The sequence below is a fragment of the Bacillus sp. FJAT-45037 genome, assembly GCF_002797325.1.
GTDB lineage: Bacteria > Bacillota > Bacilli > Bacillales > Bacillaceae_D > Alkalihalophilus.
This window is the reverse complement of sequence record NZ_KZ454938.1, coordinates 89,890-103,179: the sequence shown is the minus strand read 5'-3', so window position 1 is coordinate 103,179 and position 13,290 is coordinate 89,890. Positions and strand designations below refer to the sequence as shown.

Here is a 13,290-nt window from a genome sequence, read left to right as displayed (position 1 = left end):
AAGGACTGACATTTCATACCAAATACCTTTTTAAGGTAAAACAAAGGCTAGTGCGATACTAGCCTTTGCTTGCGTATAATTTTATTGCTTATTCTAAGCTATTTAGGTACTCTTCGTACTCTTCATCTGTTTGAGGTACGACAATGTCACCTGATTGAATTAAAGCTTGGTGCTCTTCTACTGCATCTAATGCTTCTTCAGATAAGTTATCCGTCGAAGGGGCAATTCCGACAGCATCTTCTTCAAGACCATATTCAAGAATTTCGCCACCTGGGAAGTCGCCGTTCATTGTTTGCTCAGAAACAATTTGTACAGCAGTGTCTACACGTTTAATCATTGAAGTAAGCGTAACAGATTGACCTTCATCACCATACTCACCTTCTTCAAATTGGTCACGGTCTACACCGATTGCCCATATGTTTTCACCGTTCATTGCACGGTTAATAGCTTCTGTGAATAACCCGTTTCCAGTACCACCAGCAGCATGATAGATAATGTCTGCGCCTTGGCTATACATTGTGTTAGCAATTTGAGAACCACGAGATGCATCGTTAAAGCTCTCTGCGTATTGAACTAGAATTTCAGCGTCTGGATTAACTGCTTTTACTCCAGCTTTAAAACCATTTTCAAACTTCTTAATTAAGCCACTCTCTACCCCACCAATGAAACCAACTTTATTTCCTTCAGTGTGAAGACCAGCTGCCACACCAACTAGGAAAGAACCTTCGTGCTCTTTAAAGGTAACGTTTGCAATGTTGCTATATGTGTTCTCATCTGCATCTAATACAACTGTATCTACGATCGCAAGTTGAGTGTCTTCTACTTGTTCAGCAATTGTGCGAATCGCTTCTTCCATTAAAAATCCGATTCCCCATACTAGATCAGCATCTTCACGAACTAAGCTACGAAGATTTGGTTCAAAGTCATCCATTGAAGCAGATTGAAGGTAACGATATCCAGTTCCCTCTTCTAGTCCTGCTTCTTGCCCGAATTCAGATAACCCTTCCCAAGCTGATTGATTAAATGATTTATCATCAATTCCGCCAACATCTGTTACCATTGCGACTTTAAATTCACTAGCTTCAACAGCGTCTTCTGTTGACCCTTCTTCACCTGCAGGTGTTTCTGCGGCATCGTCACCCGTTCCACAAGCAGCTAAAGCGACTGCAGCAACAACAGTCATTGATAATGTACGTAACCATTTCTTCATTTTTCTTTTCCCCCTTATGATTGTTACAAGAGAACACCAAAAATTATCGGTCATTTCATTAGGTAGCCTTATTCATGAGACGACCTTCCCTAATCAAACAATCCATCATCTATTTTGTAAGCGTTATCTTGCAGGCTTGATGTTGGTTAGACATCTGACTTCTTATCTCTCTGTACAACCTCCATCAAACGTCCTAAATATATCACGATCTTAATCAATAATAAACACTTTTTTAACACTTACCCTATTTTGGTCACACTTTATTTACAATAAGCGCTTCCAATGTGTTATCCCTTAACCATATATTTTATAATATAGTGATTAATCATAGAAAAAGCCCCTCGAAAGGAGCTCTATTCAAAGACATGAATAAATGGTTCTTCACCTGGATTTTTGACTACCAAACTTTCATGTTTTCCTGCAACCGACGTCACATACAGATTAACTTTTACATTTTGATTGGTCATACGTTGTTGGATCACATCCGCTGCATATTGTGTTAAGGCAACAATCTCTGCTTTCCCTTGGTAGCGAAGTGGGACTTCAATTGTCATTTCTTGTAATTGATTATCGACATAATACCCTCTTCCCACTACGCCTACAAATGTATCGAAGAAGCTTTGTAAGTCATCTTTCACTTGCTGAAATTGAGCCGCATCATTATTAACATCTTCGTTTGCCGCGCTTGATGGGAATAGATAGTATCTTTCATTTAATCGTTGCCAGCGTTCTAATCCCTCGCCCGGTGGTGCTGTTGACTTCATAATAAAGTTTCCAGGAATCGTTGATTGCTGTGGTTGTTCTCTAAACAACGCAACGGTGATTGGAATTTGGTTAAATACTCCATCCTCTCGTGTAGTTACACGCAACCGCTCAACAATTTCAGCAGCCATCTCTTGCCCTTGACGTTCCATCACTTCTTGACTAATGTTTGTTTCATAGAAGGTATAGCGCCCTTGATCGTCTTCGACTCGGAAATTATACACACTATTCATTGATAACCCAATGACAATGCCCCCAAGTTCATAGTTACCGTTTTCGTTCTGAACTAAATAGTTATGTTCTAAAATATGCGATAAATAACGAGGCTGGCTATCTTCTCGCTCGCGCATCGTCTCACCCTCACCTAGAGCTGGGTTAATTCCAAACCGGTTCGATTCTTCATCATATCGCATTAACCATTCATTAATTTCACTTCTTGAGATAAACTGACCTTCACGGAAAAAATAGTTTTCTGGATCAAATGTTTCTTTCGCAATTTGCGTTAAACCCATTTCTAGCTGATCCAAATCTAATCTATTATAGACGACCGCATTTCCAAATCCTCTTGAGTTACCGTGCAAATACGCGCCGTCATAGAGCACACTTTGATAATAATTTTCTGGTGTTGAAACTTGTGGAACAATATCGACATTCTGCTCCTCTTGTTGTGGTTCTTCAACTACGGTTTCTTCTTCCTCTGGTTGTTGAAACATCGGAAAGCAGCCTGTTAAAAACAAAAGACTAACAGCCGTAACAATCCCCCATCGATTTACGTTCATGAATTTCCTCCCCTCCACATAAAAAGAGCTAGTTAAGCTCTTTGATTAATGCTTTTTCATCCCAAATCTCAACCCCTAGTTCCTCGGCCTTCTTTTTCTTTGAGCCTGCATCGTCACCAGCAATGACTAGATCTGTCTTTTTACTGACACTTCCCGTTACTTTTCCACCTAATAGTTCAATCTTTTCTTTCGCTTCATCGCGTGTAAGTTCATGAAGCTTCCCTGTTAGGACAACCGTTTTATTTGCAAAGATACTATCGACCTCATCAGCATTTGTTACCGGCTTCGGGCCTTTATACGTTGTATTCACATTGTTAGACTTTAAGCGTTCAATAAGCGCGCGCACTTTGTCTGCTTCAAAAAAGCGAACAACAGAAGCTGCCATCTTCTCACCAATTTCATTAACAGCAATCAATTCTTCTTCACTTGCTTCAATCAGTTGGTCCATCGTGTCAAAATGGATTGCCAATGTCTTAGCTGCCTTTGCTCCAACAAACCGAATACCTAAACCGAATATAAGTTTTTCAAGAGAGTTTTCTTTCGACTTCTCAATCGCTTGAAGAAGATTATCAACCGACTTTTCTCCCATTCGTTCAAGCTTTAATAATTCTTCTCGCTCTAATTGATAGAGGTCAGCCACTGTGTGAATGAGTTTATGGTCAAATAATTGAGCAATTACTTTTTCGCCAAGTCCATCGATATTCATCGCTTGTCTTGAGACAAAGTGAATCAACCCCTCACGAATTTGAGCGGGACATTCTGGATTAATGCAACGAAGAGCTACTTCTCCTTCTAAACGAACCAATTCACTTTCGCATTCCGGACAGTGAGTTGGCATACTAAACTCACGTTCAGACCCATCTCGGTTTTCCGTTAAAACATTAACCACCTCAGGGATAATATCGCCCGCTTTTTTGATGATGACCGTATCACCTAGCTTGACGTCTTTTTCACGAATGAGGTCTTCATTATGAAGGGACGCGCGTTTAACGGTTGTGCCTGCGACAACTACCGGATCAAGGATTGCTGTTGGTGTTACAACGCCTGTACGTCCGACACTCAACTCAATGTCGCGAAGCGTCGTAACTACTTCCTCAGCAGGAAACTTAAATGCAGTCGCCCAACGTGGACTTTTCGCCGTGAATCCAAGCTCACGTTGCTGAGGGATAGAGTCAACTTTAATAACAATCCCATCAATATCATAAGAAAGATCGGCTCGACGTGTCGTCCACTTTTCTGTATAGGCAATGACTTCTTCAATTGAAAAACAATGTTGGCTCTCTTTATTCACTTTAAATCCGAGGTGGTCAAGAAAAGATAAGCCTTCATGATGTGACGCAAGATCTTGTCCTTCTGCGTTACCGACCGCATAGATAAAAATGGATAGATTGCGCTTAGATGCAATCTTTGGGTCTAATTGACGTAGGGACCCCGCTGCTGCGTTACGAGGGTTGGCAAACTTCTCTTCCCCTCCCTCTTCTTTTGCTGCATTTAAGCTTTCAAAAGACTTCTTCGGCATATAAGCTTCCCCACGGACTTCAAGGTTTACTTTCTCTTTTAATCGCAGTGGAATCGCTTGGATCGTTTTCAAGTTATTCGTAATATCTTCGCCAACAGACCCGTCGCCTCTCGTCGCGCCACGAATGAACTTTCCATTTTCATAGGTTAAGGAAACAGCCAAGCCGTCAATTTTTAATTCACAGCTATACGTCAACTCCTCACCCACACGCTCACGCACGCGACGGTCAAAATCGCGCAAATCCTGCTCGTTAAACGCATTACCGAGACTAAGCATCGGTGTTTTATGTTCAACCTTTTCAAAGAAAGGCAGTGGCTCCCCACCGACGCGAACGGACGGCGAGTCGTCACTGATTAGTTCTGGATAATCGGTTTCAAGTGCCACAAGTTCTTTCAGCAATTGATCATACTCGGCATCTGAGACAAGCGGTTGATCGAGTACATAGTAATGATAACCATATTCCTCTAATTGCTCACGTAAGGTTTGAACGCGTTGTTCGGCCTCTTGTCGCTCCATACTCTTCTTCCTTTCTTACTGCTTCGTAATCGGTGCAAACTTTGCAAATAGACGCTTTATACCTGTTGGTTGCGGGAATGCGATATCAAGTTCTACCGACTCGCCTTCTCCCTTAATACTTACAACCGTACCGACGCCCCACTTTTTATGACCTGCTTTATCGCCAACTGACCAAGCAAACTGATCGCCGCCAGTTGTGGTCATACCTGAACTTCTCACTTTTGAAGTCGGTCTAGCACTCGGACTCGCTGAACGGGACGTCTTCATCCAAGCTGGGGTCTCTTTCTCTTCATTCATCTGGTCAATACATTCTTCAGGAATTTCCGAGATAAAGCGCGACGGAGGGTTCATATTTGTTTTACCGTAAAGGGTACGCATTCTCGCATTCGTTAAGTAGAGCTGCTTCTCTGCTCTGGTAATACCGACATAAGCAAGACGGCGTTCCTCTTCCATTTCTTCTTCCTCAAATAACGAGCGACTGTGTGGGAAAATCCCTTCTTCCATACCAATCAGGAATACAAGTGGAAACTCTAAACCCTTGGCAGAGTGTAAGGTCATTAAAGTCACAGCATCTTTAGGCTTTCCGTCATCTTCATCTTCTAACTTATCAATATCAGCAACAAGGGCTAGATCGGTTAAGAAGGAAACGAGTGATTTATCGTCATTCGATTTCTCGAATTCATTCGTTACCGTAATAAACTCATCGATATTCTCTAGACGACTCTGTGCTTCAATGGACTGATCGTTACGAAGCATGTCACGGTAGCCTGTCCGATCTAGTAATTCTTCCACAAGCTCTGTGACCGATAAATATTCCTGCATTTGAATCCAATGAGCTAGTTGATCTCTAAATTCAACCAACTTCCCAACGGCACGTGCTGTCACACCAATCTGCTCGATTTCTTGCAAAGCTGAGAATAGAGAAACTCCTTGGTTCACTGCGTAGGCACCGATTTTATCAACGGTTGTCGCACCGATTCCACGCTTTGGCACATTAACGATCCGTTGTAAGCTAATATCATCATCTGGGTTGGAAATTAAACGCAAATAAGCTAAAACGTCTTTAATCTCTTTACGATCGTAGAACTTCGTACCACCGACGATGTTGTACTCAATGTTCGACTTCACAAAGAATTCCTCAATCACTCGAGACTGTGCATTGGTGCGATAAAGGATTGCCGTATCTGAATATGTCTGCTCTCCACTACGAATAGCTTCACGGATTTTCTCGACAACAAATTGAGCTTCTGAGTGTTCTGTATCCGCTCCAAAGTAGCCAATCTTCGGTCCTGCATCGTTTTCCGTCCAAAGATTTTTCGGTTTTCGATTCATGTTATTTTCGATGACCTTATTCGCAGCATCTAAGATCGTTTTCGTTGAACGATAGTTTTGTTCAAGAAGGATTACAGTTGCCTTTGGATAGTCTTCTTCAAAGGAAAGGATATTGGCAATGTCAGCACCTCTCCAACGATAAATGGACTGATCCGAATCCCCTACAACACAAATATTTTCATATTTATCACTTAACATACGGACAAGCATGTATTGTGCTTTATTCGTATCTTGATACTCATCAACTAAAATGTATTGGAATTTACGTTGGTAGAATTCTAATACTTCCGGGACAAGCTTAAACAACTCGATTGTCTTCATAATTAAGTCATCAAAATCGAGCGCGTGATTTTTTTTCAGTTGTTTCTGATAGTCTACATAGATCTCAGCAGCTGTCTGATCATAGGGCCCTGTTGCTTGTCCCATACATTCACCTGGCTTTTTCAATTCATTCTTCCAACCACTAATCGTACCTAAAAGGCTTCGTGGCTCAAATTTCTTCGGATCAATGTTCTTATTTTTTAATAATTGCTTAATAACCGATAACTGATCTGTAGAATCTAGAATCGTAAAGTTACGGTTGTAGCCAATGCGATCAATGTCGCGGCGTAAAATACGAACGCACATCGAGTGAAACGTTGAGATCCATATATCTTCTGCAACTGGACCGACAAGCTTTGCCACACGTTCTTTCATCTCCCGTGATGCTTTGTTCGTAAATGTAATTGCCAGTACATTCCACGGCGCAATCGCTTTTTCACGTAATAAATAGGCGATGCGATGAGTTAGGACTCTCGTCTTTCCACTTCCTGCACCAGCCATTAATAATAACGGACCTTCTGTATGTGTTGTTGCCTGCCTTTGCTCAGGATTCAAACCTGCTAGCATTTTTTCAATAATCTTCTCTTGCATGCCTTCACCACCAAACGAATGTTCTTATATTTAGTCTACCTTTACACCATAAATCTTGCAATTGATTTTTGTTATCCTTTCACTGCCTTGACCGTTTTAAGTGCAGCTTGCAGATCATCATAGATGATGTTGCCAATGACCACCATATCCGCAAATTGGGCCATCTCTTTGGCTTGTTCAGCTGTTTTGATTCCGCCGCCATAAACAAGCTTCGTCTCTTTTAATACTTGTTTCACTTGTCGAACGAGATCAGCCTTTCCATACATGCCACTATACTCTAAATAAAAAATTGGGAAGTGATACAAACGCTCAGCCATTCGCGCATACGCCACAACATCCTCGTTATCTAATTCCGTTTGCGCTTCTGTTACAATTGCCGCTTTGGCTTTGGGGTTTAAAATACAGTACCCCTCCATAATAATTTCATCCCAGTTCATAATCGCACCGTATTCTTTGATTGCTTGATGATGCAATCCTGAAATCCACTCGACCTTGCTGCTATTCATCACCGAGGGAATGAAATAATAATCGAAGCCTGGTGTGATTGACTCTAAATTCGACACTTCAAGTGCTGCAGAAACCGAGAATCGTCTGACACGCGCTAGTAACTGCAACGTGTTATCTAGGGTGACTCCATCTGTACCACCAATAATTAAGCCATCTGTTCCTGATTCACAAATGGCTTCTAAATCCTCATCACTTATCTCTTTGTTTGGATCTAATTTAAAAACATGCTTCCATTCCGTATATTCAAGCAAGAAGGTTCAACTCCTATTTTGCCCTAACTCCTTAAAAAAACGGAGCGGGTTCAAACTCTGTTCATATGATTCTGAACGTCATTATATCAAAGAACACGTTGCTTGTCGCCCGACATTCGGCTTGGGATGTCTTCATTATTGGTTTAAAAGTCATAAAATAGTCCAAGCTCTCACTGTTCACCATATTCTTAAAATATTAGACCGATTTTATGACAATTTTGTCTTATTGACTGCACACTCTCCTAGAGCCAAAATAGACATAAAATAAGCTTCCTCACACTTAGCAATAACTAAGTATAAGGAAGCTTTTCATTTATCTATTAGAAGATTAGGTTCTTTCACTATACCTGGCTTTTGTTTTTGGTTCCTGCAAGCTCAAAAAATCGAACGAGATCCTCACTTTCGATCTCTCGCCCTATTCGTGCCATCATGAAATTCTCTGGATAAGAAGCGATATCAGGATCATTGGTTAATATTTCTTCAAAGCCACCTTTATAAAGTAGCTTCTGAAGAAGTTCTTTGTAGAGCCCGCTATCTCCATCAACAGACTCAAGGTCCCAATGCCAGCGATACTCAAGGGAGATAATAATCTCTTTCTCATATGACTTGGTTTGTAAGACGGTCTTAAGCAATTGACTTGCGACACCTTTATTCCTAAGAGTAGGGATGACTTCAATTGCCCCTAACACACGAATCTGAAGCATCTTTACCCAACGTTCGTCTGGTTCTGGTGGCAAGATTAAGGTGTACCCTACAATGATTTCCCCTACATAGGCAATCGAAAAGTCAACATCTAATGTCCGAAATGCATGAAGCATCGCTTTTTGTTGCTCATCAGGAAGACGAAACTGCTCAAGTCCTTCATGAAACCGTCCCGTTTGTAACAGCGTTTCGACGAGGATGCGATCAGCCGTTACATTCACTTTCTCCTTTTTAAAGTTCATCAAACCCGTTATCACTCGACACCTTGGCATATTGGCGTGACTTTTGTTCAAAGAAATCACTTTTTGCTGCATTAATATCCTCGTAAGCTCTAATCCATTTCAAGCAATTGGTGCGATGCTCTGGATAAATATGATCGTAGCCTAACTGTTTTGCTCGTTTATTCGCGATAAATTTCAGGTAAGATTCCATTTCTTCAGACGTGACTCCCTCAATCTGCTCTCCAATAATATAATTAAACCATTTTAATTCAAATTCAATCGCCCTAACCAGAGAATCGCGAACGAATCCTTCCATCTCTTCACTTTGGAGCTCTGGGTTATCAATCAGTAATTCTTTGAAAATATTCGTGAACAAATAGACATGTAGTTGTTCATCGCGATTGATATAATTGATCATCGTTGAAGTCGAGACCATTTTCTGATGACGAGCTAAATTATAAAAGAACGCAAAGCCAGAATAAAAATTAATTCCTTCTAAAATGACATCGTACACAATTGATTTCGCTAATGTTTCAGGAGTGGGATCGCTAGCAAATTGCTCGTATCCAGCCACGATAAATTCATTTCGTTCTTTTAATACAGGGTCTGATTTCCAATAATCGAAAATTTCGTCCTGTGTTGCTTTTGGTACCAGGCTTGAGAGTACGTAGGAGTAGCTTTGATTATGGACGACCTCTTGGAAAGAGAGCACACTCATTAAAGCAACAAGGCTCGAATCGGTTAAGTAATTAGCTACTTTCAATGAATAATCCGTTTGAACACTATCTAAAAAGGCGAGTAAACCGATAATCTTTTTAAATGCTTCCTGTTCCGATTCTGTTAAACGAGTAAATTGCTTCGTGTCGTGTGTCATATTAATCTCAAACGGTGTCCAAAAGTTTGCGAGCATATTTTTATAGAGTGGATAGGCCCAACTAAATCGAACATCATCCCAATTTAAGACATTGGAGCTTTGTCCATTTACAATCGCTGTAGAAGCATTTGGTGCTGTTGGGTCATAGAGTTTTCTTGTTTGCAAAGTCATTTTCTTATCCCCCTTTTTATAGAACCACCTATTAACTAGAACAGCTCTCACAATCATCTACTGAAGTCGATGTTGAGCGAACATAGTACGTCGTTTTCAATCCTTCTTTCCATGCGAGCAGATGGAGCTCAAGTAACTCTTTTGCTTTCACATTGCTTGGTACATACAAATTAAATGAGATACCTTGGTCGACATGTCTTTGCCGTGCTGCATTTTGACGGATACTCCATTTTTGATTAATCGCATGTGCTGATTTGTAATACCAAGTCGTTGAAGCATCTAAATCAGGTGCCACAACTGGAATGCGGTAGTTTTTCTTTTCTTCAACATAATACTTAGAAAAGATCGGATCAATCGATGCGGTTGATCCGCCTATCAATGAAGTCGTGGCATTTGGAGCAACCGCCATCACGTATCCATTCCTCATTCCATATTCCTTCACTAGCTCACGTACCTCGGCCCAATCAGCACCGTTATATCCACGCTGCGTAAAGAAAACTTCATTATGCCAATCAGAGCCTTCATAGTGAGGGTAAACACCTTTTTCCTTTGCTAGCTTTGCGCTTGCTTTTATTGCAGCTTTATTAATTCCTTCATACACTCGATTTACTTCCTCGATTGCATCTTCACTTTCCCAACTGATGCCCTTTGTCGCTAAGTGATGATGCCACCCATATGTTCCAAGGCCGATCGCGCGATAGGACTTGTTTGTCATCTCTGCTTGTTTGACTCCAATTGAATTTAAGTCGATAACGTTATCAAGCATTCGCACTTGAATGTCGACCACTCGTTCAACGACATCATCGGCCAATACAGCCGCAAGCGAGAGAGAGCTTAAGTTACATACAACATAATCTCCTGGCTTCTTTTTAGTTAAGATCATATCGTCTTCACAACGTTCATCGATGACCGTCGTCGGACTCATATTTTGCATAATTTCTGTACAAAGATTAGACCCGTAAATCATCCCTCTATGTTTATTAGGGTTGAGACGATTAACCGTGTCACGATAAAACATAAAGGGACTACCTGTTTCTAGTTGTGATAACATAATACGCTTCATAATCTCAATCGCTGGAAGTTCAATACGGGAGAGCTCGGTGTTTGCGACACACTCTGCATATTTTGTACAAAACTCTCCTACTCCTTTTGTTTCATCATAGAAATCTTCAAGCGAGTAGCCCATTTTGAGACGGACTTCATGGGGATCAAATAAGAACCAGCTCGCACGACGTTCTACAGCTTCCATAAACAAATCAGGAATGCATATGCCTGTAAATAAATCATGTGTTCGCTGACGCTCGTCCCCATTATTTAATTTTGCATCAAGGAACACTAAAATATCTTTATGCCAAACATCTAGATACACGGCAATCGCGCCTTGACGTTGACCGAGTTGATCAACACTGACTGCGACATTGTTTAATTGCTTCATCCAAGGGATCACGCCTGATGAGACATTTTCAAATCCGCGAATCGATGACCCTTTAGCTCGGATCTTGCCAAGGTACATACCTAGTCCACCACCGTTTTTACTGACCGTCGCTGCATCCGTACAACTATCAAAAATCGACCGTAAATCATCCGCCACTGTATCAATAAAACAGCTTGAAAATTGCCCTCCGGCTTTACCTGCATTAGCAAGCGTCGGAGTCGCCACTGTCATATAGAGATTTGATAATGCCCAATATGCCTCTTTGACTAAAGCTAGTCTAACTTCAGTCGGCTCGTTAACCATTAAGGTCATTGCAATCACAAGCCACCTCTCCTGTGGTAGTTCCATCACTTGACCGTCAAAACGTCTAGCCAAATAACGGTCGGCTAATGTCTTTATGCCAATGTAGGTAAACTTTAGATCTCGATCGGTTTGAATCAATTGCCCCAAGTTGTCTAGCTCACGCTTTGAATAACTAATTAACCGAGAGTCATACATCCCGTTCTCGAGTTCCTTGGAAAAATACACCGGAAAATTCAAATATACGCGATCTACTGGAACTCCTCTTTGTTCGGCCAGTTGTATTTTTATTGCTTTGATGTAGCATGCTGATGCAACATACGTCCAATTAGGCTCTTCTATCGTCAACTCTTCTAATGCCTTTAGCGCTCGCTTCTCCCATGAAAGATCTTGAGTCGACTTTAACCATGCCTCTGTTGCAAGTTTTGGAAATCTACGCCTTAAGAAATAATCACTTTCCACAGCTTGTTTCATCTCTTCCCCATCCTTTTCTATGAAGTCAACACAAAAAACGCCCTACCTCTCAAACATGAGAGATAGAGCGTAAAACGGCATACTTGTCTTATCACCTAATTGTGGCCACATTTGTTCAACACAAACAAGCGCACAATGGCACTGCCGTCTCACTTCTCACCCCCCGAAGATAGCTGACTGAGAAATAATGGCAGGTCTCCTGACTTGTGCTTCCCTTTACTCTGAGCCTTCCCATATAAGCGCCTATTCAGCACTCTTATACAGTGGTTGTCTCATTTCATCCACACTTACAGTTGCGGGGACAGTTCTGGTTTTTCACCAGATTCCCTATTAAGCTGACTCGCAGCACCAATCATTTCGCAAAATCAATATATAGTTATTTGTCATATGTGAAATACGATATATTGATATGATAAAGAGAAAAACAAATAGATGCAAGACTTTATTTATTCTCTTTTTTATGCTTAATCCCTTAAACCTAAGATCTCACTCACAAACCGTATAAAAAAACGCTGCCACAAGGCAACGATTTTTTTACTTTATATTAGCTTATTTGTTAACTTCTGTCCTACTTTCACATCACTTGGTGTATCACATGTTGCCAACTCCATCAGTCCTTTTTGTGCAATTAGAACGACGGTTGAACCAAAAGAGAAATATCCCATTTCTTCTCCGCGTTTAATCGTTGGGTTGGCATGAGTCAGTTCAATTGTATTCACATTCATCGCTCCGACTTTTACAACAGCTAGACTACGTCCGTCTACATCTAGCTCGGTAATGACTCGGTAATTTCTTGACAGTGGTCGTCTCCCGTATCGAAGCCCGTAGTTATTCACCGGGTATGAACGTCCACCTAATACCCACTGTTTCATAACCTCTGCATCAACAGGGCTATGGATACGGTGATAATGACTTGGACTGAGGTATAGAACCATAAGGGTCCCTCCCTCATATTTCTGAGCAGCTTCTTTTGAGCCAAGCATTTCTTCAATCGTATAGTCTTGGCCTTTCACATGAAATGTAACTCCTGGTGAGAGTACGTGCTGCTCGGCTAAAATTCCATCGACTGGGCTAACAACGATTCCTTCATTTTCATTAATTGGCCTATCAAGTGGATTCAATTGACGGATGAACAATTTATGCAAACTCTCATAAGATTCAAGCGGCTCTAACATTTCTTTCTCATTTAATTTAAACGTTTTAGCAAACGATTTGTTTAATCGTCTGCTAGCTTTTGACGTTGCAAATTTTCTTAGTAAATAAGAATTTACTTTGTGATTCGATAACTCGATAAAAAGTCGATACATTGATTGCTTAACCATTAG

9 protein-coding genes and 1 riboswitch are annotated in these 13,290 nt (G+C 41.0%); all 9 genes read right to left on the bottom strand.

The features are described from left to right. Positions 1-88: 88 nt before the first annotated feature. The 9 genes from CDZ88_RS00450 to CDZ88_RS00410 all read right to left on the bottom strand — a co-directional run bounded on the left by CDZ88_RS00450 (position 89) and on the right by CDZ88_RS00410 (position 13,287). The gene (locus CDZ88_RS00450) at positions 89-1,210 is read right to left on the bottom strand and encodes a BMP family lipoprotein (RefSeq protein ID WP_100371680.1); all 1,122 of its coding nucleotides are present in this window, start codon (positions 1,208-1,210) and stop codon (positions 89-91) included. 353 nt (positions 1,211-1,563) lie between these two features. Then, positions 1,564-2,751 carry a CamS family sex pheromone protein gene (locus CDZ88_RS00445; RefSeq protein ID WP_100371679.1) on the bottom strand — a complete coding sequence of 396 codons (1,188 nt, stop codon included), beginning with the start codon at positions 2,749-2,751 and terminating at the stop codon, positions 1,564-1,566. 28 nt (positions 2,752-2,779) lie between these two features. Beyond that, a complete protein-coding gene (gene ligA, locus CDZ88_RS00440) occupies positions 2,780-4,786 on the bottom strand; it encodes an NAD-dependent DNA ligase LigA (protein ID WP_100371678.1) in 2,007 nt (668 codons plus the stop codon). Between the two features lie 15 nt (positions 4,787-4,801). Beyond that, positions 4,802-7,030, bottom strand: coding sequence for a DNA helicase PcrA (pcrA, locus tag CDZ88_RS00435; protein ID WP_100371677.1), 2,229 nt, complete (start codon positions 7,028-7,030; stop codon positions 4,802-4,804). Positions 7,031-7,101: 71 nt separating this feature from the next. Next, complete coding sequence (locus CDZ88_RS00430; RefSeq protein ID WP_100371676.1) at positions 7,102-7,788, bottom strand: heptaprenylglyceryl phosphate synthase; 687 nt, start codon at positions 7,786-7,788, stop codon at positions 7,102-7,104. 341 nt (positions 7,789-8,129) lie between these two features. Then, on the bottom strand, positions 8,130-8,732 hold the full coding sequence (locus tag CDZ88_RS00425) for a GNAT family protein (protein ID WP_100371675.1): 603 nt from the start codon (positions 8,730-8,732) through the stop codon (positions 8,130-8,132). Beyond that, positions 8,722-9,756: a ribonucleotide-diphosphate reductase subunit beta gene (locus CDZ88_RS00420; protein WP_100371674.1), complete on the bottom strand. Its 1,035-nt coding sequence runs from the start codon at positions 9,754-9,756 to the stop codon at positions 8,722-8,724. The genes CDZ88_RS00425 and CDZ88_RS00420 overlap by 11 nt, the downstream gene beginning before the upstream one ends. Positions 9,757-9,787: 31 nt before the next feature. Continuing rightward, a complete protein-coding gene (locus tag CDZ88_RS00415; protein ID WP_100371673.1) occupies positions 9,788-11,965 on the bottom strand; it encodes a ribonucleoside-diphosphate reductase subunit alpha in 2,178 nt (725 codons plus the stop codon). Between the two features lie 172 nt (positions 11,966-12,137). Then, a riboswitch (cobalamin riboswitch) is annotated at positions 12,138-12,334 on the bottom strand. A 170-nt stretch (positions 12,335-12,504) separates the two neighbouring features. After that, on the bottom strand, positions 12,505-13,287 hold the full coding sequence (locus CDZ88_RS00410; RefSeq protein ID WP_100371672.1) for a phosphatidylserine decarboxylase: 783 nt from the start codon (positions 13,285-13,287) through the stop codon (positions 12,505-12,507). Positions 13,288-13,290 lie beyond the last annotated feature (3 nt).